General features: G+C 63.0%; 3 protein-coding genes and 1 pseudogene. All 4 read right to left on the bottom strand.

Annotated elements, in window-relative coordinates:
• Positions 1-69: 69 nt before the first annotated feature.
• A complete protein-coding gene (locus ACZ9BB_RS04365; RefSeq protein WP_476212695.1) occupies positions 70-12,468 on the bottom strand; it encodes a non-ribosomal peptide synthase/polyketide synthase in 12,399 nt (4,132 codons plus the stop codon).
• Between the two features lie 12 nt (positions 12,469-12,480).
• Positions 12,481-20,314, bottom strand: a pseudogene (locus tag ACZ9BB_RS04360) (amino acid adenylation domain-containing protein).
• Positions 20,311-23,733, bottom strand: a complete 3,423-nt coding sequence (locus ACZ9BB_RS04355) for an amino acid adenylation domain-containing protein (RefSeq protein ID WP_476212694.1) — start codon at positions 23,731-23,733, stop codon at positions 20,311-20,313. The pseudogene ACZ9BB_RS04360 and the gene ACZ9BB_RS04355 overlap by 4 nt, the downstream one beginning before the upstream one ends.
• Before the next feature lie 536 nt (positions 23,734-24,269).
• A complete protein-coding gene (locus ACZ9BB_RS04350; protein ID WP_476212693.1) occupies positions 24,270-25,253 on the bottom strand; it encodes a TauD/TfdA family dioxygenase in 984 nt (327 codons plus the stop codon).
• Positions 25,254-25,278 lie beyond the last annotated feature (25 nt).

Here is a 25,278-nt window from a genome sequence, read left to right as displayed (position 1 = left end):
GAATCCTTCTATCAGCCAAAAAGGCTTCAGCAAAAAGGGGCGCGTCTGGGCAACGCCCCCCGGCAATGATTAAACCCGCGCCATGCAATGCTCGATCAACGCCTCGAGCTCGTGTTGATAATCCTGCATGAACAACTCCATGGTTGCGGCCCGATAACGCTGGCTGCTGTAGATGCAACGCAGCGCCAACTGGCCGTCGTACACCTGGCCGACAATCTCCAGCCAGTTGCCCAGATTGGCCAGCAAGCTGTAGTTGTCGCCGGTTTCTTCCAGCGCCGGCACCAGCAAGGCCTGCTCGTCGAAGCTCTGGTCGAACTGCCCCAGATAGTTGAACGTCACCCGTGCCTGTGGCAGATCAGCCAACTGGCGGGCCAGTTGCGGGCCGGCCAGGTGACGCAACACGCCGTAGCCGATGCCCTTCTGCGGAATGGCCGCCAACTGCGCCTGCACGTTGATGATCGACGCGCCGATGTCCGCGCTGTCGGGGGTGAGCCGTACCGGGAACATACTGGTGAACCAGCCCAGGCTGCGACTCAGGTCGATGTTCTCGAACAGGTCCTCGCGGCCGTGCCCTTCCAACAGAATCAGCGCCGACGGCTGTTCGCTCCAGCGACACAACGCGCGGCTGAGGGCCGACAGCAGCAAATCGTTGATCTGCGTGCGATAGACCGCCGGCGCCTGTTTGAGCAACTGTTCGGTGTACTCGCGGGACAACTTGAGCCGCGCCTGGGCCTGCTGACGCACCTGGTTCTTACCGCGACGGTTGTCGCACGGCAAGTCGACGCCCGGCTGATCCAGTTGTTCCAGCCAGTAGCCCAATTCCTGTTCGGCAATGAGCGGCGCCTGCGCCTGCAAGGCTTCGGCAAACGCGCGATAGCTGCTGGTGCGGATCGGCAGTTGCGGTTCGATGCCCATCACGCAGGCCTCGTAGGCCGCCTTCAAGTCATCGAGCAGAATCCGCCACGACACCGTGTCGACCACCAAATGGTGAATGACCATCAGCAGCCGCGCCTGGCCGTCCGGCAAGGCGATGTGCACCGCGCGCCAGGCCGGTCCATCGTCGAGTTTGAGGCTGCGTTGCGTCAGGTTGGCCAAGGCCTCGACCTGCTCACTGCTTTCGGCCTCGCGGCGCCACAACACAGGCTCGCGCCGATCCGTCGGTGCGGCGTAGCGCTGCAACCAGCGCCCGCCTTCCTGACAGAAACGCAGGCGCAAGGCGTCGTGATGGTTTTCGATCCAGCCCAGCGCTTGCTCCAGGGCATCCAGATCCAGCGCCTGACGCGCACTCAGCAACAACGACTGGTTGTAGTGATGAGGCTCGGCCATGCCCTCGGCAAAAAACCATTGCTGAATCGGCAGCAGATTGAACAGCCCCTCACTGGCCACATGGGTGAGGTCCACCGACGGTTGCACGGTGGCCGATTTGACTACGTTCTGTTCGACGATGCCGGCGATGGTCTGGTAGCGCATCAAATCACGAAGCTTGAGGTCCATCTGCAGCGTCGGGTGGTTCCTGACCCGGGAAATCACTTGCAGGCTCAGGATCGAGTCGCCGCCCAGTTCGAAGAAGTTGTCGCTGATACCGACCTGCTCCACCTGCAATACCTGCGCCCAGATGTCCGCCAGCAATTCTTCCTGCTGATTGCGCGGGGCAACGTACTCCTCGCTTTTGAACTCCGGCTCGGGCAGTGCCTTGCGGTCGAGCTTGCCGTTGGGGGTGACCGGGAAGGCACTGAGGCAGACGATCTGCGCCGGCACCATGTATTCAGGCAAAGTGGTACGCAGACTGGCCTTGAGTTCATCACTCAGCTCCTTATCACCCAAGTGCTGACCGGCGTCGGTGACGACGTAGCCGATCAGTTGCTTGCCGCTGGCATTGTCCCGGGCGATCACCAGGGCGTCGCGGACCTGCGCCAGTTGCCGCAGGCTGGCCTCGACTTCGCCCAGTTCGATGCGGAACCCGCGCACCTTGACCTGATGGTCGATGCGGCCGACGTAATCGACCACGCCGTCCAGGCGCAAGCGCACCAGGTCGCCGGTGCGGTACAGCCGCTCGCCACTGGCAAACGGGTTGGGCACGAAGCGCTCGCAGGTCAGGTCGGGCCGACCGTGATAACCACGGGCAACCCCGTAGCCACCGATGTACAACTCGCCGGCAAACCCGGGTGGCAGCGGATTCAAATCCTCATCCAGCACGTACAGCGAACGTGCGCCCACTGCCCTGCCGATCGGCGCATAAGCCGCTTCACAGTGCTGACTCACCGGCACTTTCCACAGCATTGGAGTGACCACGGTTTCCGTCGGGCCGTAGCCGTTGGTGAAGTACTCTGGACGCAGCGCCGCCTTGACCTGTTCGAAGGTCTGGTCCGGCACCGCATCGCCACCGAAGCAATAGATGCGCACCGGCGGCGGTGCGATACCGCTGGCCGCGGCGTACTCGGCCAGTTGCTTGAGGTAGGCCGGCGGGAAGCAGGCGATGGTCACGCCGTACTCGTGCAGTGCCTGGTAGGTCTGTTCCGGCGTCCACAGGCAACCGTCCCGCACCACCAACCGGCCGCCGCTGTACAGCGTACTCAACCAGCGTTCATGGGCACCGTCGAAGGCGAACGACATGAAGTGCAGCTCGCAACTGCGGGTGTCCATCTCATACAGTTTGGCGATGGCCTGACAGTGCATGCTCAGTGGCCCCTGGGTGACCGCCACGCCTTTTGGTCGCCCGGTGGAACCCGAGGTGTAAACCAGATAGGCCAACCCTTGCTCCAGCACGCGACACACCGGCGTCTCATCGCCATAACGAGATTCGTCGAGCTGATCCAACTCAAGGCGCAACAGGCCTTCGGGCGCCGGTAATGTCGCCCGCAGGCTGCTTTGGGTCAGCAGCAACGCCATGCCGGAATCTTCGATCATGTACGCCAGACGCTCCGGCGGATAATCGATGTCCAGCGGCACATACGCCGCGCCGCTTTTGAGCACGGCGAGGAAGCTGACAACCATTTCCAGCGAACGCGGGAGTGCCACGCCGATCACCACTTCCGGCCCCGCCCCATGTTCGATCAAGCAATGGGCCAGACGATTGGCCCGTCGTTCCAGCTCGCCGTAGCTCAGGCTCTGCCCGGCGCATTGCACTGCAATGGCCTCGGGTTGATTCACGGCGTGCCGGCTGATCAGCTCCGGCAACAGCTGCGGCTGATGATCGGCCGGCGGCTCGGCGCTCCAGGTTTGCATCGCCTGCCATTGTTCAGGCGACAGGCGCTGCAGGTTACCCAGGCGTTCATAAGGCGCACGCATCATCGCTTCAAGGGTGTTTTCCAGGGTCAGGCGAATTCCCTCCACCGCCTCGGCACTGAAGTGGCTGCGCAGGTACAGGTATTCGATCGACAGTTCGTCGCCGAGCATCACCGCCAGGTCCATCGGCACGTTGGTCACGCCATGGCCGATGGATTTGCCGAAGGTCAGGTCGGTGTCGTTTTCTTCCTGCAAGCGATCGTCGATCGGGAAGTTCTCGAACACCACGATGCTGTCGAACAACGCCTGGCCACCAAGGTTCGACCAACGCTGCACATCCGCCAGCGGTGCCTGGGAATAGTCGCGGATATCCAGGTTGTAGGCCTGGACCTGATTCAGCCAGTCGGCCAGCCGCTGATCCGGTTCCGGGGTCTGAATGATCGGCAAGGTGTTGATGAACAGGCCCAGCATGTTGCCGACATTCGGCAAGTTCTCGGGACGCCCGGACACCGTGGCGCCGAACGTCACCGTGCGCTGGCCGGTATAGCGTTGCAACAGCAACAGCCAGGCACCCTGGATCAGCGTGTTGGGGGTAATGCGCAGGTCGCGGCAGAACTGCAACAGCCGGGCGGTCTGCGCAATATCCCAGTTCGAATAAATCGCATCGTGGCCCGATACATCCGCCGAGTGCCGAGGATGAATCGCCTGACTCAACGCGGTAGGCTCGTTGACCACCGACAGGCGCGCCTTCCAGAACAGTTCCTGGGCGTCCTGATCCTGCGCCTGCAACCAGGCGATGAAGTCGCGGTAACGGCCGTTTTCGCCGCTGACCTGGCCCTTGGAGTAATACTGCAACACTTCACCGAATAACCGTGAACTGCTCCAGCCGTCCATCAGAATGTGGTGACTGGTCCAGACCATCTGGTACTGATCGTCGCTCAAGCGCAGCAGGGTCACCCGTTGTAATTTCGCCTCGGCCAGGTCGAAGCCCAGCGCTCGGTCCTCGGTGGCGAATTCGGCGATCTGCGCGTCGCTGATGTCCTGCCCGCGCCAGTCGAGCACCTGCATCTGCAAGGCCGCGCGGCAGTGGACGATCTGTAGGGGCTTGGTCAGCCCGTCCTGCCAATGGAAGCTGGTGCGCAGAATCGCCTGGCGTTCAATGATGTATTCCCAGGCGGCGCGGAAGCGCTCCACGTCCAGGCCCTTGACCGGCAGGCTGACCTGGTTGACGTACAGGCTGCTGCCGTTGTCCGACAGGGTATGGAACAGCATGCCTTCCTGCATTGGCGACAACGGATAGATGTCTTCGATCGCCGCAGCCGGCACCGGCAAGGCATCGAGCTGCGTCTGGTCGAGACGGGCCAGCGGGAAGTCCGACGGGGTCAGCCCATGGCTGCCCGGCTGGCTCGAGCGTTTGAACGCCGTACTGCCGCTGACCGGGCTTTCATCGTTCTCGAGAGGAACATTCACCTGCACCACACGAGCCAACCGTTCCACCGTCTGCTGCTGAAACAGGTCTCTAGGAGTGAAACGAATCCCCGCCTGACGCGCCCGGCTCACCACCTGAATGGAGATGATCGAGTCGCCGCCCAGGGTGAAGAAGTTGTCGGTCACGCCGACTCGCTCGAGTTTCAGAATGTCTTGCCAGATTCCGGCAATCTGCTGCTCCAGTGCAGTGCGCGGCGCCACGTAATCGCGCTGCAATTGGTTAGCGTCCGGGGTCGGCAAGGCCTTGCGGTCGAGTTTGCCGTTGGGAGTCAGCGGCAATTGTTCGATGAACAGCCATTGCGCCGGCACCATGTAATCCGGCAGATGCGCCTTGAGTCCGGCCTTGAGTGCCTCGCTCAGATCGTCCTGCTGTTGCGGGCTCAGGTCAGACTGCGCCGGCACCACATAGGCCACCAGTTGCTGGCCGCTATGGCCTTCCACCGCCAGCACCACACCTTCGCGCACGCTGTCGTGGGCCAGCAGGCGCGCTTCGATTTCACCCAGTTCGATACGGAACCCGCGCACCTTGACCTGATGGTCGATGCGTCCGACGTATTCGATTGCACCGTCTTCACGAAAACGGGTCAGGTCGCCGGTGCGGTACATCCGCTCGCCATTGCTGGCCAGCGGGTTGGGCACAAAGCGCTCGGCGGTCAGGCCCGGACGGAACAGATAGCCACGGGTAATGCCGTCACCGGCCAGGTACAGCTCGGCGGCAACCCCAATCGGCGCGGCCTGCAATTGGGCATCGAGCAAGTGCGCGGTGGTGTTCACCAGCGGCCGGCCGATGTTCGCCTGACCGCCGGCTTCACGACGGGTGCAGGTCGAATAGGTGGTGTCTTCCGACGGCCCGTACAAATCGTAAACGTGCTCGACCGCGGTCTCGCGGTACAGCGTATCCACCAGCGCTTGCTTGAGCGGTTCCCCGGCGAGATTGATGATGCGCACACCTGAAGGGATCTGCCCGGCACGCTGCAAGGCCGCGATGGCCGACGGTACGGTGTTGATCAGGCGCACCTGATCACGCTCCGGCAAGTCCGGCAATTCCAGGGCATTGCGCGCCATGATGATCGAACCGCCGCGGGCCAGGGTGACGAAAATCTCCCATACCGACAGGTCGAAGCACACCGAAGTCGAGGCCAGCACGCCTTGCAACTCCTCTTCGCTGTACACCTCGTGCGACCAATGAATCAGCGCCTGCACGTTGCGATGAGCGATCGCCACGCCTTTGGGTTTACCGGTGGAACCGGAGGTATAAATCACATACGCCAGGTTGGCGGAGTCGATCCGGCGTTCAAGGTTGTGCGGTGCCAGATCGGCAAAGTTCAGGCCAGCGGCCTCGACAAACACCAGCTGCGCCTGGGTCTCGGGCAACTGCGACAGTAAGTGCTGCTGTGTCAGCAGCACCCGCGCCTGACTGTCGTCGAGCATGTAGGCCACGCGATCCGCCGGGTAGTCCGGGTCCAGCGGCACGTAAGTGCCACCGGCCTTGAGCACTGCCATCAAGGCAATCACCAGTTCGGCAGAACGGGACATCGCCACGCCCACGCGGATTTCCGCACCGACACCCAGCGTTTGCAGATGACGGGCCAACTGGTTGGCGCGGCGATTGAGTTCAGCATAGGTCAAACCAGCACCGGCATGGCGCAAGGCAATCGCCTGTGGCCGCGCTTCGACCTGGGCTTCAAAGCCTTGATGGATCAAGGCCTGGGCCGGGTATACCGCATGATGGTCATTCCATTCGGCCAGCGTGCGCAGCTCGCTCGCCGGCAACAGGCCGATCTCGCCCAGCAAGCGTTGCGGCGCGTCGAGGAACTGGCGCAGCACTTCTTGCAGATGAGCGGCCAGGCCAACAATGCTGCGCTCGGCAAAGTGCTCGGTGAGGTAGTTGAAGTCCAGGCTCAACACTTCACCGGCACCGGCGATCAGCGTCAGGCCGTAATTGGTTTGCTCGCGATGTTCGAGACCGCTGAAACGCAAGCCGCCCGGATTGGCCTCCAGGGTGTCGGACACCGGGTAGTTTTCGAACACCAGCAAGGTGTCGAACAACGCTTCGCCGTTGAGCGCGGCCAGGCGTTGGATGTCTTGCAACGGCGTCTGTTCGTAATCGCGCAGCAGCAGGTTTTTGTCCTGCACGCTGCGCACCCAGTCGCAGACACTGCAGGTCATTTGCGGGCTGGCGATCACCGGCAGGGTATTGATGAACAGGCCCAACTGTTGCTCGATAGCCGGCAGGTCCACCGGGCGACCGGACACCGTCGCGCCGAATGCGACGCTGCTTTGGCCGGTGTAGCGCTGCAACACCAGCAGCCACGCGGCTTGCACCAGGCTGTTAAGCGTCACTTGCTGCTGGCGCGAGAAACCGTTGAGGCGCTGGGTGAAGGCTGCATCGAAAGTCAGCTTATGCACGCCTTTGCCGGGGCCGGACACGGTCTGCCCGTGGCAGGCCGAGGCCAACCGCGTCGGTTCGTCCAGTTCGGCCAATTGCCCGCGCCAGAAGGCTTGCGCCGCGTCCTTGTCCTGGTGTTGCAGCCAGGCCAGGAAGTCGCGATAACGGCCCTGGGCACTCGGCACCGGGTGCCCGGCGTAATCTTGCAGCACTTCGCCAAACATCCGCGAGTTGCTCCAGCCGTCCATGAGAATGTGGTGGCAGGTGAAGATCAGGCGATGACGATTATCGGCGGTGCGCAGCAGGCACAGGCGCAGCAGCGGTGGATTCTGCAAGTCGAAACCACGTTCGCGATCGGCCAATGCACGGGCTTCCAGCACGGCTTGCAAGTCCGGCTTTGCACGCACATCCACTTCCGGCATTTCCAGGGTCAGCTGGCGATAGATCACTTGCAGCGGTGCATCGAGGCCGTCGCGGCCCCAGATGAAACCGGCGCGCAGCACTTCATGACGATCCACCACCCGCTGCCAGGCTTGCTGAAAGCGCGGTACATCCAGCCCGTCGATATCCAGCAGCATCTGATAGACATAAGCGCTGGCATCGGCGTCGTACAAACTGTGGAACAGAATGCCCTGCTGCATCGGCGCCAGCGGGTAAATGTCCTCGATCCGCTGCGCCGCAATCGGCAGGCTGTCCAGATGCGCCTGGGACAACCCGGCCAATGGCACATCGGAAGGGGTCAGGCCGCCGCTCGGATGATTCAGGCAATGGTCAATCAACTCGCCCAGCGCCACTTCATAAGCGCGGGCCAGGGCGTTGATGGTCGCCTCTTCGAACACGTCACCGCTGTAGGTCCAGGTCAGGCTCAATTGCCCTTGGTAGACGCGACCGTCGATAGTCAGCCAGTTGCTCATCGGCGCCTGTTCATCCTGCCCGGCGCCCTTGTCTTCAGTGGCCGGCACCCACAAGGCGCCCTCATCGAAGTTGTTATCGAACTGCCCCAGGTAGTTGAACGTCACCTTGGGTTGGGACACGCCGCTCAGGGCCGCTTGCGCCTCATCACTTCCCAGATAACGCAGCAAGCCAAAGCCGATGCCTTTGTTGGGGATCGAGCGCAGTTGCTCCTTGATGCCCTTGATGGATGCTTCGAGGCTGGCCTGCGGGGTGAGGCGCACCGGGAACATGCTGGTGAACCAGCCCACGGTACGGCTCAGGTCGAGGTCGTCGAACAGGTCTTCGCGGCCATGCCCTTCGAGTTGTACCAGCGTGCTGTCGGAGGCGGTCCACTCACACAAAACCCGGGCCAGTGCGGTCAACAGCAAATCGTTGACCTGGGTGCGATACACCGCCGGTGCCTGTTGCAGCAATTGCCGGGTGCGTTCGGCATCCAGACGCGTATCGACGTTGCGCTCGAAGCGGTTCTGCAGTTGTCCATCAGGGTTGTCCAGCGGCAAATCCGCCGGGGCTTCGGCCAGTTGCCCGCGCCAGTAATCCAGCTCGGTTTCCAGCCCGGCGCTGCGCGCATAACCTTGCAGGCGTTCGCCCCAATCCTTGAACGCCGTGGTCTTGGCCGGCAGGCGCAACTGCGTGCCAGCGCTCAGTTGCTGATAGGCGGTTTGCAGGTCTTCGAGCAGGATTCGCCACGACACACCGTCGACCACCAAGTGGTGGATCACCAACAGCAGTCGCTGGCTGGCATCGGGCAGATCCACCAAGGCAGCACGGATCAACGGGCCATCGCTCAGGTTCAGGCTGCGCTGCAGCTCCAGGCACAGCGCCGGCAAAGCCTCGCTGTCTGGCAACGCCAAAGTGCGCAGCAGTGTGTTCGGCTGATCGACAGCGGCATGTTCCTGCGCCCAGCCACCTGCGGACTGGCGATAGCGCAGACGCAAGGCATCGTGATGCCGTTGCAGATGCTCCAGGGCCTGCTCCAGCGCAGCCGCTTGCAGAGGTTCGGCCGGGGTCAGCAGGATCGACTGGTTCCAGTGCTGACGCTGAGGAATCTCGGTGGCGAAAAAATACTGTTGAATCGGCGTCAGCACGGCAGCGCCGAGCACATCACCTTGCATCGCCTGCACCGCATCGCTCTGCTGCGCGACGGTGGCCAGGCGTTGCACGGTCTGGTGCTGGAAGATGTCTTTGGGCGAAAAGCGGATGCCCGCCTGACGCGCCCGGCTGACCACCTGAATCGAGATGATCGAATCGCCGCCCAGTTCGAAGAAGTTGTCGTTGAGCCCGACCCGCTCGACTTTCAACACGTCCTGCCAGATCTCGGCCAGGCACTGTTCGAGTTCGCTGCGCGGTGCCGCGTAAGCTTCTTGCACCAGGCTCACATCGGGGTTGGGCAGTTGCTTGCGATCGAGCTTGCCGTTGGCCGTCAGCGGCAGGCGCTCGAGGAACACCCAACTGACCGGCACCATGTAGTCCGGCAGGCTTTCACGCAATTGCGCCTTGATCGAATCGCGCAAGCCGGCATGGGCCTCCGCGTCCAGTGGTTCGCTCGGCACGATCCAGGTCGCCAGTTGCTGACCACTGAGCCCTTCGACCGCCAGCACCACGGCTTCACGCACCGCGTCATGCTTGAGCAATTGGGTTTCGATTTCCCCCAGCTCGATACGGAAACCGCGAATCTTCACCTGATGGTCGATACGACCGATGTACTCGATCACACCGTCGCCGCGCAGCCGCGCCAGGTCGCCGGTGCGGTACAGGCGTTCGCCGGCCTGAGGGTTAAACGGATCCGGAACGAAACGGGTGGCGCTCATGCCCGCCTGGTTCAGATAGCCTCGCGCGAGCCCGGCCCCGGCGATGTACAACTCGCCGATGCACCCTTGGGGCACCAGGTTCAGCGCGTCATCGAGCAAGTACCACGACAGGTCAACAATCGGCTGGCCGATCGGGCTGCTGTGGGTCTGTTGCAAGTCGGCCATGGACAGCGGGCGGTAGGTCACATGCACGGTGGTTTCGGTGATGCCGTACATGTTGATCAGGGTCGGCACGCGATCACCGAAACGTTCGAACCAGGGGCGCAGGCTCTGTACTTCCAGCGCTTCACCGCCAAACACCACGTAACGCAACGCATGGGTGCGCGACGAGGCACTGGCCACTTGCATCAGCGGTTTGAACGCCGACGGCGTCTGATTCAGGACGGTGACCTGTTCATCACAGAGCAAGGTATAGAAGTCTTCCGGCGACCGGGTGACATCGTGGGGCACTACCACCAGTTTGCCGCCATGGAGCAGCGCGCCGAAGATTTCCCAGACCGAGAAATCGAACGCGTAGGAATGGAACAGCGTCCAGCTGTCCTCAGGGCCGAAACCGAACCAGTGATCGGTGGCGCTGAACAGGCGAATGACATTGCCATGGGGCAGCAACGCGCCTTTGGGCTTGCCAGTGGAACCGGAGGTGTAAATCACATACGCGAGGTTGTCTGCCGTAGTCATGCAGGGCGGATTGGCCGTGCTGCTGTCCTGCGGTGGTTGATTCAGGTCCAGGCAGGCCAGCCCCGGCGGAATCGGCAGCTGCGCCAACAGGTGGCCCTGGGTCAGCAACAGCTCGATCTCGCTGTCCTCGATCATGTAGCGCAAACGGTCGTCGGGGTAGCTCGGGTCCAGCGGCACATAAGCGCCACCGGCCTTCAGCACGGCGACAATGGCGACGATCATGTCCAGCGAACGCTCCACCGCCACGCCCACTCGAACATCGGGGCCCACGCCACGGGCGATCAGCAGATGCGCCCATTGGTTGGCCTGTTGATTGAGTTCGGCGTATGTCAGCCGTTGCCCGGCGAACACCACCGCCGGCGCCTGCGGATGACGCTCGGCCTGAGCCTCGATCAACTGATGAATGCACTGGCTGACCGGGTGCACCACCGGGCTCGGGTTCCAGTGCGCGAGGAGTTGCTGTTGCTGCGCGTCATCGAGCACCGGCAGTTGGGCAATGCGCTGGGTCGGGTCCTGAACGATCGCCTGCAGCAGGTTACGCCAGTGCTGCGCCAGGTGTTCGATGGTCGCAGGCTCGAACAGGTCGGTGGCGTATTTGAGCACCGCTTCAATGCCATGGGCCTGTTCGGTGGTGTTCAGCACTAGGTCGAACTGCGCGGTCTCGCTTTGCCATTCCAGCGGCTCGATGCTCAAGCCGTTCAAGCGGGTTTCGACACTGATCCGGCTTTCGGCCTGGTGATTGAACATCACCTGGAACAACGGGCTGTGGCTCAGGCTGCGTCCCGGCTCCAGGGCTTCCACCAGTTGTTCGAATGGCAGGTCCTGGTGCGCCTGGGCTTCCTGGGCGGTTTGCCGAACCTGGCGCAGCAGATCGACGAAGCTGGCTTGCCCGTCGACGTCCGCCTTGAGCACCTGGGTGTTGACGAAGAAACCGATCAGACGCTCGATCTCCACGCGTCCGCGGTTGGCCACCGGCACACCGACGCGGATGTCGGCCTGGCCGCTGTAGCGGTGCAACAAGGCCTGGAACGAGGCCAGTAACAGCACGAACAGTGTGACGTTTTCCCGTCGGGCGAAGGCCTTGAGGCTGTCGCTCAGCGTCGGGTCCAGAATCAGGTTATGGCTGGCCCCGGCAAAGCTCTGTTCCACCGGACGCGCACGGTCGGTGGGCAGCTCCAGCACCGGTTGTTCGCCGCCGAGCTTTTGCTGCCAGTAGGCCAGTTGACGTTCCTGTTCGCCGGCCTCCATCCATTGCCGCTGCCACAGGGCGTAGTCGGCGTATTGAATCGGCAGGGCCGGCAGCCCGGCGTCATGCCCGAGGTTGAAACCGGCATACAACTGCACCAGCTCCTCGATCATCACCTGCAACGACCAACCGTCCGACACGATGTGATGCAGGGTCAGCACCAACACATGATCATGCGGGGTGACTTGCAGCAGGGCCGCGCGCAACAGCGGGCCGGTCTGCAAATCGAAAGCTTGCTGGCTCTGGGTCTGGACGAAGGCCTGGATCGACGCATCCTGGTTTGCCGCCAACTCAGGGCTCAGTTCGTGAATATCCAGGGCAAACGATCCTGCGGGCAGGATCGTTTGCAAAGGTTGCCCGGCGTCTTGAGTGAACACCGTGCGCAAGGTTTCGTGACGGTCAATCAGCGCCTGGACGCTGCGCTGCAACGCGGCCACATCCAGCGGGCCCTGCAAGCGCAGGGCCGTCGGAATGTTGTAGGCCGCGCTGTGCGGCGCCCATTGCCAGAGAAACCACTGGCGCTGTTGAGCGTAGGACAGCAACAACGGTTCTTCAGCCGTGCGCTTGAAAACCGGGGCAATGTCAAAAAGGTTGACGCCTTTCTGCTTGAGCAGAACCGCCAGAGCCTTTCTTTGCTTAGCCGAAAGTTGTCCTACCGACTCGATTAACTCTTGCACGCGTTGTTCCCCTCAAGAAATCAGTTTTTCCAGATCATCGAGGGATAGACGTTTGAGGGCCTCCAGGGATTTAGCCAATTCGTCCTGAACCGGCGATAAATCGACGCGCAATGCCTCGATGCGGGCGCAGAACGCTTGCAGGGTGTCGGCTTCGAACAGCTCCTTGAGCGGCACCTTGTCACCCAGCCGTTCCTTGATCCGGGTCACCACCAGCGTCGCCAGCAACGAATGCCCGCCCAATTGGAAGAAGTTGTCCGTCAGGCCGACGCGCTCGACTTCCAGCACCTCTTGCCAGACGGTCGCCACTTCCCATTGCAGATCGGTGCGCGGCGCTTCGTAACGCTGCAGCGTCGGATTGCCGCCCAGCGCCATCAGCGCCTTGCGATCGAGCTTGCCATTGGGGGTCAGCGGCAGCGCGTCGATCACGTGCAGATGGCTCGGCACCATGTGCGCCGGCAAACGATTGGCCAGGGCCGCCCGCAGGGTTTCCACCAACGATAAATTGCCCGGTTGGCTCGCTACGACGTAGGCATGCAGGTGTTTACCCGCCGCGCCCTCCTGCGCCAGCACCACGGTTTCGCGCACCTCGGGCTGCTCCAGCAATCGGGCTTCGATCTCGCTCAGCTCGATGCGGAAGCCGCGAATCTTCACCTGATGGTCGGCACGACCAATGTACTCAATCGTGTCGTCTGGCCCCTGGCGCACCAGATCGCCGGTGCGATACAGCCGCTCACCATTTGTGGCGAACGGGTCCGGCACGAAGCGTTCAGCGGTCAGGCCGGGACGCAGCAGATAACCTCGGGTCACGCCGGCACCGGCCAGGTACAACTCGGCCGCCAACCCCGCCGGCAGCACCTGCAACTGGCTGTCGAGCAGGTAGGCCACGGTGTTGTCCAGCGGCCGCCCGATGTTCGCCCGGCCATTGGCGGTGCGCAGGGTGAAGGTCGAATAGGTGGTGTCTTCCGACGGCCCGTACAGGTCATAAACCTGCTTGACCGAGGTGCTGGCGTACAGCGTATCGACCAGCGTCTGCTTGAGCGGCTCGCCGGCCAGATTGATGGTGGTGACCGACGCCGGAATCTGCCCGGCCCGTTGCAGCGCGGCAATTGCCGACGGCACGGTGTTGATCAACGTCACCCGCTCACGGGCCGGCAACTCGGGCAACGCCAAGGCGTTGTCCGCCAACACCATGCAGCCGCCGCTGGCCAACGTGACGAAAATCTCCCACACCGACAGGTCAAAGCAAATCGAAGTCGAGGCCAGCACGCCGCGCATCTGCTCATCGCGGTAAACACCCTGCGACCACTGGATCAGCGCCGCGAGGTTAGCGTGGGTGATCGCCACGCCTTTGGGCTTGCCGGTGGAGCCGGAGGTGTAAATCACGTAGGCCAGGTTCTGCGCCACGATGCCGCTGACCGGTGCCGTGGACGGATACCCGGCGAGCCGTTCGGCGCCCTCTTCGACCAACAGCACTTGTGACGGCAACGTCTCGGGCAACATCGCCTGCAACGCGGCTTCGGTCAGCAGCACCGCTGCGCAACTGTCCTCGAGCATGTGCAGCAAGCGCTCTTGCGGATATTCCGGGTCCAGCGGCACGTAGGCACCGCCAGCCTTGAGAATCGCCAGCAACCCGACCAGCATGTCCGGCGTGCGGCGCATGCACACGCCGACCCGCACTTCCGGCCCGACGCCCAGCGCTTGCAGCTTGTGCGCCAGACGATTGGCCCGGGCGTCGAGGCTGCGGTAATCGAGGGTCTGCTCGGCAAACAACACCGCCGCGGCCTGCGGTTGGCGTTGTACCTGCGCATCGATCCGCTCGACCACGTTGCGCGAATCCAGCGCCGTGACCGCGGCCTTGCCCCAGTCGACAGCCGCTTGACGCGGTGCGCCGTCCAGCAGTTGCAACGCGCCCAGAGGCTGCGAAGCATCCGCCATGAATTGCATCATCAGACATTCGAGCTGGGTGCTCAGGTCGGCGATGGTGGCGTGATCAAAACAGGCCTGATCGAAGCTCAAGCCGAGGGTCAACTCACGACCGGTAACCGCCACCAGCGTCAGCGGATAGTTCGTCTGCTCCTGACGCGAGAGGGTGGAAAACTCGAGCCCGGTGGCAGAGCCTTGGGCCAGCGCTTCGGCCATCGGGTAGTTCTCGAACACCAGAATACTGTCGAACAGTGCGCCCGCGCCCTGCCCCGCCCAGCGCTGAATATCGTAGAGCGGCGTGTGCTCATGTTCACGCAGGGCCAGGTTGAGGCTCTGCACCTGTTGAATCCACTGGCCGACCGGGATTTCGGCGGACGGCGCAGCCACCACCGGCAAGGTATTGATGAACAGGCCGATCTGCTGCTCGACGCCGGGCAAGTCCGTCGGCCGACCGGCCACAGTCGCGCCGAAAGCCACCGTGTCCTGGCCGGTATAGCGCTGCAACAGCACCAGCCACGCGGCTTGCATCAGGGTATTGAGGGTGACCTTCTGCTCCCGGGCGAAGCGGTTCAGGTCGCCGGTTTGTTGTTCGCTGAACACATGCTGGTAGTCGGCATAACCGCTGGCCGGCGTCTGACTGACCGGCATGGCGCTGGCCAGACGGGTCGGCTCCTGAAGGTCAGCCAATGCCGATGTCCAGAAGTCGCGACTGGCCTGAACATCGCGCTGGCCCAGCCACTCAATGTAATCGCGATAACGACCCGGAGCCGCTGCCGGGCTCATGCCGGCATAGCGTTGCAACACCTCGCCGAACAACTGCGAAGTGCTCCAGCCGTCCATGAGGATGTGATGACTGGTGTAGATCAAGTGATGCTGCGTTTCAGCGGTTCGCACCAGCAGCACGCGCAACAGCGGCGCCTGGTCCAGTTCGAAACCGGCGGCCAGATCTTCTCGGGCCAACTGATTGAGCGCTGCGTGAAGGTCATCCCGACCGCGCCAGTCCTGCACGGTCAGGGGCATCTGCACCGTCTGCCTTACAATCTGCACCGGCGCATCGGCGTCCTCGGGCCAGACGAATGCGGTACGCAGAATCTCATGGGCTTCCAGCGTCTGCTGCCAGGCCTGACGGAAACGCTCGGCGTCGAGCTGCTGTACATCGACCCGCAACTGGTTGGTGTAGGCCGGGCCGTCCGGTTCGTTGAGGCTGTGGAACAGGATGCCCTGCTGCATCGGCGACAACGGATAGAGATCGCTGATCTCCCGCGCCGGTACCGGCAGCGCCGACAGTTGCGCTTGCGTCAGGCTCAGCAGATTGAAGTCCGACGGCGTGACCCCGGCATGCTCACCGGCAGTGCAATGTTCGATCAGTCGTTCCAGCTCATGGCAATAGGCGTCGGCCAGCGCCTGAATGGTTTGCGGGCGGTACATGCCTTGGCCGAACGTCCAGCTCAATTCCAGCTCGCCGCCGTAGACCTGGCCGTCGACGCTCAGCCAGTTGCCCAAGGGCGCATCGTCATCCAGATGGTCACCGGTGCTGTCGGCAGTCGGCACCAACAGCGCGCCGTCAGCCGCATCGAACGCACCGTCGAACTGGCCCAGGTAGTTGAACGTAATGCGCGGCGGCGGCAGCTCACGCAGCGGTTCGAAGCCTGCGAGGTAGCGCAGCACGCCGTAGCCGATGCCTTTGCCCGGCACGGCTCGCAGTTGTTCCTTGATCGCGCACAGCGACGTGCCCGGCTCTGTCTGTGGGGTCAGTCGCACTGGAAACAGGCTGCTGAACCAGCCGACGGTGCGACTCAAATCCAGGTCGTCGAACAGGTCTTCGCGGCCGTGGCCTTCGAGCTGGATCAGCACCGAATCCTGCTCGCTCCAGTCGCACAACACCCGCGCCAGGGCCGTCAGCAGCAGATCGTTGATCTGGGTGCGATAGGCGGCCGGTGCCACTTTGAGCAGCGCGTGGGTCAGTGTCTTGTTCAGGCGTGAAGTGGCCCGAGCGGCTTGGCGACGAGTCTGGACGGTCTCGGGGAAGTCCCTCGGCAGGTCACTGTTGCCGCCCTCCAGCGTGCGCTGCCAATAATCGCGCTCGGCCTTCAAGGCATCGCTTTGCCCGTAACGGTGCAGGTGTTGCGCCCAGGCCTGGAGCGAACTGCTTTTGCCTGGCAGGACCATCGCCTTGCCTGCCGCCAACGCGGTATAGGCCTGCTGCAAATCCTCCAGCAGCACCCGCCAGGACACGCCATCCACCACCAGGTGATGGATCACCAGCAGCAAACGTTGTGTTGCGTCAGGCAAGTTCACCAGCACCGCGCGCACCAGCCGGCCTTGTTGCAGATCGAGACTGCGCTGGGCCTCGGTGGCCAGCGCTGGCAAATCGGCAAGGTCGTCCAGTGCCCGCACCCACAACAGGTCTGTGTGGCGCTGTGCCTGGAATGTCGCCTGCCAAGTCTCGCCCGACGCCTGGAAACTCAGGTTCAGCGCATCGTGCTGCTCGATCAGGGCGGCCAATGCGTTGTGCAGATGGGTCGCGTCGAGGGGGATTTGCGGTTGCAACATCACCGACTGGTTCCAGTGATGACGCTGGGGAATGTCGGTCTGGAAGAAGCGAGCCTGGATCGGCAATAACGGCAACTCGCCGCTGATTTTTTGCGCAACGCTGGCCGCCGGTTTGCTCTCGATCAACTTGGCCACCGCCGCCAACTGAGCGATGGTTTGCTTCTCGAACAGTTGCTTGGGGCTCAGCTTGATGCCCTGGCGTTTGGCCCGGGCGATGATTTGCAGGCTGAGAATCGAGTCGCCGCCCAGCTCGAAGAAGTTGTCGGTGCTGCCCACTTGCTCAAGCTTCAGGACATCGGCCCAGATGGCGGCAAGCTTCTGTTCGATCTCGCCCACCGGGGCAACAAATTGCTGCGTCACCAGCCCCGGCGCCGGCAAGGCACGCTTGTCCAGTTTGCCGTTGGCGGTCAGCGGCAGACGCTCCAGCACCACGATCTGCGCCGGCACCATGTACTCCGGCAGGCAGGCCTGTAACTGCTGGCGCAAGGCGTCGACATTCAACGCCAGGTCAGGCGCGGCCACGCAGTACGCCACCAGTTGCAGGCGCGCTTCATCACCGTCCAGCGGCAAGGCCAACACCGCGGCCTCGCTCACGCCGCCGAGGCCCAGCACTACCCGAGCGACTTCCGCCGGCTCCACCCGATAGCCGCGCACCTTGACCTGATCGTCGGCACGCCCGATGAATTCCAGCGCCCCCTGACGATTGCGGCGTACCCGATCACCGCTGCGATAAACCCGCGCCCCGACGGCGCCAAACGGATCCGGCAGGAAGCGCTCGGCGGTCAGCCCCGGCTGCCCCAGATAACCCAGCGCCACGCTGTCGCCGCCGATGTACAGCTCGCCCGCCACCTGATCGGCGACCGCGTTGAGTACATCGTCCAGCACGTAGACATGTGCGCCCGGCAAAGGACGGCCGACCGGCACACCACGAGCGCCGGAGTCGAGTTCCATGAGTTCATGGGTCAGCACGCCGACCGTGGTTTCACTCGGGCCATAGTGGTTGATGAACCGGCAGCCCGGCTTGAGTCGCCGCACCTGTTCGAGCAATGCCGGCGAGCAGGCTTCGCCACCGACTATCAGTGCATGTTGCGGTAGTACATCGGCGGCCCGGGACGCCTGCATCAGCGCCGCCAAATGCCCCGGCACGATTTTCAACACGCCCACTTGGTGCCCGGCCATGTAATCGGCAAACCGGTCCGGGTCGAAGCCCAGCTCTTCGGGCAATACATGCAACAAGCGACCGGAACACAAGGCGCCGAACAGCACGGTAAATCCAAGATCCGCGGCAATGGTCGAGACCAGCGCCATGCTTGCCGCAGGCTCCAGCGCCAGACGTTCCAGCGCACCGCGCACGTAACAGGCCAGAGCACCGTGGCTCACCAGCACGCCTTTGGGTTGGCCGGTGGAACCGGAGGTGTGAATCACATAGGCCGCTGCATCCGCCGACACGGTCAGCGAAGGCTTCGTCGTCGGCTGGTCCTGCCAGCGTTCGGGGGCGAAGGCCAGCCCCTGGCAACCGGCGACCGTCAGAGTGCTTTCTCGCGCGTCGCCTGCGGCACACAGCAGGACTTTCGCCCGCGCGCCTGCGAGCATCTGCTGCAAACGTGCGTCCGGCGCCTTGACGTCCAGCGGCATGTACACCGCCCCGGCCTTGATCACCCCTAACACACAGGTCAGCCATTCCAGGGAGCGCTCCATCAGCACCGCCACGGGTTGCCCGCTCTGCACACCTTGCGCTCGCAGGTAGTGGGCCAGGCGATTGGCGTCCTGATCCAGCGTCTGGAAACTCAACGTCCGTTCGAGACAGCGTGCGGCCAGCGCTTCAGGCTGTACGGCCACCTGACGATCCCATTGCTGCAACACCGACTCCGCCGGCTGCCGTGGCGCCAGCGCCGGAGGTACTGGCGTGGTTGCAAGACTGTGCAGCGGCGCCTGCGGGGCGCTGAGCAATTCGCGGAACAGGCCGAGCAGCGTCGGGATAAACCCCTCGATGGTCGAGTGCTGGTACAGGTCGCTGGCGTAGGTCATCTGCCCGTGAATCAGCGTGCCGTCATCGGTGATGTCCAGCGCCAGATCAAAGTGGGTGCCCTCTTTGTCCAGTGGATACTCGGTGACGCTCAGGCCCGGCAAGTTCATCGAACGTTGGGTCTGCATGCCGACGTTCTGGTTGAACTTGGCCTGGAACAAAGGGTTATGCCCCAGGGTTCGCTCGGGCACCAGTTCATCCACCAATTGCTCGAAAGGCAGCTCCTGATGGGCCTGGGCACCGAACGATGCTTCCCGAATCCGAGCCAGCAAATCGACGAAGCTGCCACGCTCATCGACCTGGCAACGCAGCACCTGAGTGTTGACGAAGAAACCGATCAGCCCTTCGACCTCGGAGCGCCCGCGGTTGGCGTTGGGCACGCCGACGCGGATATCGCGCTCGCCGCCAAGACGCGACCGACAGGAACAGCGAAAACCCGGCCAGCACCAGCATGAACAAGCTGATGCCCTGAGCCCGGGCAAAGCCGTTCAACTGCCGGGACAGGTCGGCACCGAAATCAAAGCTCAGGGTCTGGCCTTCGAAACTCTGGGTCAGCGGCCGGGGGAAATCCGCCGCCACGTCCAACAGCGGATGTTCATCACCCAGCTGCTGACGCCAGTAATCAAGTTGCCGCTCGCCCTCGCCAGCCTCCAGCCAGCGGCGCTGCCAGATCGCGTAGTCGGCGTACTGCAACGGTAACGCCGGCAACTGCGGTGCGCGCTCCAGGCTGAAGGCCTGATAACACTGCACGAATTCCTTGACCATGACGTCCATCGACCAGCCATCGGAGACGATGTGGTGCATGCTCACGATCAGCACATGCTCATCGTCCGCCAGACGGAACAGGCTGGCCCGCAGCAATGGCCCGTGGAGCAAATCGAACGGTTGCGCGGCCGCTTCCTGAACCCGTCGCGCCAGCTCGGTTTCACGTTCTTGCACGACGACGTTCGACAGGTCGACGCGTTGCAGCGGCACGCTCTGCTGGTCGAGGATGACCTGGCTCGGTTGGTCGTTGTCGGTCTGGAACACCGTGCGCAGCACTTCATGGCGCGCCACCAGATGATCGAAGGAGCGCAGCAACGCTGCCTCGTTCAGTTGCCCGTGCAAACGCAGGCCGGCGGCCATGTTGTACGCCGCACTCTGCGGCTCGAGCTGCCACAGAAACAGCAAGCGCTGCTGGGCAAACGAGAGCGGGATCACCGCGCAGTCGTGACGACTGACCGGCAGCGGCAGCAGGCTGAAGTCCTTGCCCTCCTCGCGCAGTTTGGCGAGAAACAGTCGACGTTGCTCCAGCGGCAAACCGACGAACCTTTTAGCGATACGCTCCGCCATATTGCCGCTCATACTTCTACTCCCTCCAAAGAACTCATGAACTGATCCATGTCGGACCAGTCGTTATCGCTGGCACCGTCTGCCAGTGTGGCCAGCTCCAGGGCCAGTTCGCCCAGCAACGGTTTCTCGAACAGGCTGCGCAACGGCAGCACCACGCCCAACTGGCTTTTGATCCGGGCGATCACTTGGGCGGCCAGCAACGAATGCCCGCCCAACTCGAAGAAATGGTCATCGACACCGACCCGTGGTACTTGCAGCACCTCGATCCAGATCTGCGCCAGCGCCTGTTCGGTGTCGGTTTGCGGGGCGCGATAGCTGCTCTGCAATTGGCTCGGATCGGGGATTGGCAGGGCCTTGCGGTCGAGTTTGCCGCTGGGGGTCAGGGGCAGGCGCGGCAACAGCAGCAAATGGCCGGGCACCATGTAGTCCGGCAGGTTCTTCTGCAGTGAGGCCCGGATTTGCTGACGCACAATCGCTTGCTCCGCCGCGCTGCCGAGCACGCTCTGATCGACCACCAGATACGCCACCAGTTGCGTGCCACCAGTCAGGGACAATGCCAGCACCACGGCCTCACGAATCCCCGGGCATTGCTGCAACCGCGACTCGATTTCCCCCAACTCAATGCGGAACCCGCGAATCTTCACTTGGTGATCGACGCGACCGATGTACTCCACCGCTCCATCGTCGCGCAGTCGGGCACGGTCGCCGGTGCGATACAGGCGCTCGCCGACCGCGAATGGATCGGCGATAAACCGTTGGGCGCTGAGCGTCGGCTGTCGGTGATAACCGCGGGCCAGGCCCGGCCCGCCGATGTACAACTCGCCCACCGCCCCTTGCGGCAGCAGGTTCAAATCGTCGTCGAGCACGTACAACCGGCGTTGCTCCAGGCCGTGACCGATCGGTATGCCACGCCACGACACCGCCTCGGCGGTCAACGTGCTGCAATCATGAATGGTCGAGACCACCGTCGCCTCGGTCGGGCCGTAGGTGTTGAGCAAACGCACATGACCCAACCCGGCGCGCTGCCACAGGCGCAACCCGTCCACCGCCATCGCCTCGCCGCCCACGTGAATCTGGCGCAAGGCGCCGAAGTGGACAGGCGGGTTGGCCGCGTAATCCTGCACCACCGAGTACCAGTAAGCGGCCGGTAAATCGGCCAGGGTAATGCCCTGTTCGACGATCACCTCGTGCAAGGTCGCACTGTCCCACAGGCGCGCATCGCGCAGGACGACGCCGGCGCCATGGCACAGCGGCGGGAAGAACTGCTCGACGAAACCGTCAAAACTGCTGGTGGCGAATTGCAGCACGCGATCGCCTTCGCGCAAGTCGCTGTAGTCGATCGCCCGCGCAATGAATTCACTCAACGCGCCGTGGCTGACGGCTACGCCCTTCGGCCGGCCGGTGGAGCCGGAGGTGTAAATCACGTAGGCGAGGTTCAGCGGATCTACCGTCACTTGCAGGTTGTCTTGATTCGCAGCGTCGCTGTCCGGTAGCTGGTCCAGGCACAGGCAATCGATGCCATCGAGCGCCGGCAGGCTGGTCAACAGGGAGTTTTCGGTCAGCAACAGTTTCAGCCCGCTGTCATCGAGTACATGGCGCAGGCGTTCGGCCGGGGTGTGCGGGTCCAGCGGCACATAGGCGCCGCCGGCCTTGAGTACGGCCAGCAACGCCACGGCCAGCTCCAGCGATCGCCCCAACGCCACACCGACCAGCACATCGGGGCCGACGCCCTTGGCGCGCAACTGATGGGCCAGACGATTGCTGCGAGCATTCAGCTCGGCATAACTGAGCGAGGGCGATTGATCGTCAGCCAGAATCACCGCCGTGGCGTCGGGAGTGCGTGCCGTCTGAGCCTCGAACAACTGCTGCATGCCAGGCAGTGGCGTCGGGACGACGACGGCTTGAATCAAGCGCTCGCGCTCATCGGTGCCGAGCATCGACACCTCGCCCAGCGGTTGTTGCGGATCACGGCAGACCGATACCAGCACGTTGTGCCAATGCTCGGCCAGCGCGGCGATGGTCTGTTCATCGAAGAGGTCGGTGGCGTAAGTGAACGCCGCGAACAGTTGCTCGCCCTCCTCCCGGGTGTCGAGCATCAGGTCGCTGGTGGCCGCATGCTGACGTCCGCTGCCGGCCAGTTGCTGCTCGCTCAGATAGCCGACCTGTAAACCGCAATCGAGCCGCACGTCCCGCAGATCGGTCACCAGCGGCTGGTGGTTGAACATCACCTGAAACAATGGATTGTGACTTTGGCTGCGGGCCGGTTGCAGGGCTTCGATCAACGCGTCGAACGGCAGCTCCTGATGGGCCTGGGCGCCAAGCGCCGCCTGACGCAGGCTCTGCAGCAGGTCGCTGAAACGGGTCTTGGCGGTGACCTCGCTGCGCAGGATCTGGGTGTTGACGAAGAAGCCGATCAAGCCTTCGGTTTCACCGCGGGTGCGGTTGGCAATCAACCCGCCGACGCGGATGTCGGTCTGGCCGCTGTAGCGATGCAGCAAAGTCTTGAAGGCGGCCAGCAGCACCACGAACAGCGTCACGCCCTGGCGCTGAGCGAGCGCTTTCAGGTCCTGGCGCAGGGGCCCGTCGATGATTTTTTCCAGGCGCGCGCCCTGGTGGCTGGACTGGGCCGGATAGGCACGGTCGGTGGGCAATTCGAGGATCGGAGGCTCTTCACCCAACTGCGTGTCGCCCAACTGCGTGCGCCAGTAATCGAGCTGGCGCTCGCGCTCCCCGGCTTCCAGCCAACTGCGCTGCCACAGGGCGTAGTCGCGGTAGTGCACGGTCAATTCCGGCAAGGTCGGTTGCCGCCCCGCGACCAGTCCATCGTAGGTGCGCATGAACTCATCGATCAGGATGTTCATCGACCAGCCATCGGCAATGATGTGGTGCAACGTCAGCAACAGCACGTGCTCCTGCTCGGCCAGGCGCAACAGGCGAATGCTCAGCAATGGCCCCTGTTGCAAGTCGAACGCCTGAGTGGCCTCAGCCATCATGTGCTGTTGCGCCTGCGGCCAGCGCCGCTCTTCGGGCAAGGCACTGAGGTCGTTGATCGCCAGTGTCAGGTCACGGGGTTCGGCCACCCGCTGGAATGCACGCTCGCCCTCCTGGCCGAAGGTGGTGCGCAGGCATTCATGACGCGCAACCAGCAGGCTGAACGCGCGCTCCAGCGCCTCGGTTTGCAGCGCACCGCTCAGGCGCACCGCCATCGGCAGGTTGTAGGCCGCGCTCTGCGGATCCAGCTGCCAGAGGAACCACATCCGCTGCTGGGCATAGGACAGGCCGTCACGCTCGTCGACCCCGATACAGGAGGTCATGGGAAGCTGCGCAAAATCGATGCCTTCGCGAGCCATGCCGGCCAGAAACAAGCGGCGCTTGTCCTGCGGCAGTTCGATAAAGCGGCGGGCGAGTCTCTGTGCGTCTGCGGCATTCATGCATTGGGTCCTTGCTGATCGGCGGCGTGACCAGGAGGCCTGGTCGTATCAACAAGAACGAATGGCTGGCGCGATGATTTAGCAGCACCGACAACCCCGCCCCCCCTGTGGCGAGCGAGCTTGCTCGCGCTGGGCTGCGCAGCGGCCCTAAAAATCTGGCAGTCATTGCCGATCTTTGTGAGTGCTACGCACTCAAGCGGGAGCAAGCTCCCTCGCCACAGGTTGCGCTGAGTCAGGACGCTCTTAAGTGAACACAAAAACGCCGAAGCCGGTACAGGACCGGGTTCGGCGACAAGTGCGTCAGAGACTCAGCCATGCCTACCTTTGTGGCGAGCGAGCTTGCTCGCGCTGGGCTGCGCAGCGGCCCCAAAAATCTGACAGTCATTGCCGATTTTTGTGAGTGCTACGCACTCAAGCGGGAGCAAGCTCCCTCGCCACAGGTTGCGCTGAGTCAGGACGCTCTTAAGTGAACACAAAAACGCCGAAGCCGGTGCAAGACCGGCTTCGGCGACAGGTGTTTCAGGGCTTCGATCGGTTCAACGCGCATCCTGGGAATGCCCTTCGGCCATCGCGACGATCACCTTGCGCTTGCCTTCGAACGGCGCGCGGGCATGCGCCGAGAGCATGTTGTCGAGCATCAGCACATCGCCCTCCTGCCAGGGAAAGCTGATGGCGCAATCATCGAGTACGGCGCGAATGTCCTTGAGTACTTCATCCTCGATGGGCGAGCCGTCGCCGTAGTAGACGTTACGCGGCAGGTCTTCCTCGTCGACGATGTCCAGCAGGGTTTCGCGCACCTCCGGCTGAAGGTTGGAAATGTGGAACAGGTGAGCCTGGTTGAACCAGACCATGTCGCCGGTCACTGGATGCCGCGCCACCGCCTGACAGGTCTGGCGGGTGCGCAGTTCTCCGTCGTCCTTCCACTCACAAATGATGCCGTGGGCCTTGCAGTAGGCCTCGGCCACCTCGCGATCCTGGGTGTTGAACACTTGCTCCCAGGCCACATCCAGCCCGTTACCGAAATTGCGCACATACATCAGCCCCTTGCTGACGAAGCGCTCGCGGATCGCGACAGGCATGCGGCGATAGACTTCCCGGCTGTCGGCAATCGGCGTTTCACCGCCCGAGGTGGCAGCGATCATGCTGTAGAACCATATTTTCATCGGCCAGTCCCGGGAGTAGGCCTGCTCGTTGTGCAACGGAATGCTTTGATGCGCCGGGTATTCGGTGGAGGTATAGACCCCTTGGGTGACGTTGGTACGCGGCGTCGAGCCGAACTCATAATTGAGCAGCGGATGGCCAAAGCCCGCAGCGAATTGACGGAACTGCTCGGCGCCATCCAGCTGGAACCCGCGAAACAGAATGCCGCCGTCACGCAGCAAATGCTCATCCACCAGTTCATTCAATTCATCGAACACCGCCAACAGGCTGGTATTCGGCTCGGTCGCCTCCACCAACAGCGGCAAGCGACCCCGCGCCGGCAACAACGGCCGAGCGGCAAAACCCACAGCAACACCCATGACGGGCCTCCTGTTAACACTCGAT

Source organism: Pseudomonas sp. TE3552, from assembly GCF_056278945.1.
This window is presented reverse-complemented; position numbering and strand designations above follow the sequence as displayed.

Bases quoted from the DNA above. Each gene is read 5' to 3' on its own strand.
- ACZ9BB_RS04355 (WP_476212694.1), bottom strand. From the start codon at position 23,733: ATGAATGCCGCAGACGCACAGAGACTCGCCCGCCGCTTTATCGAACTG.
- ACZ9BB_RS04350 (WP_476212693.1), bottom strand. From the start codon at position 25,253: ATGGGTGTTGCTGTGGGTTTTGCCGCTCGGCCGTTGTTGCCGGCGCGG.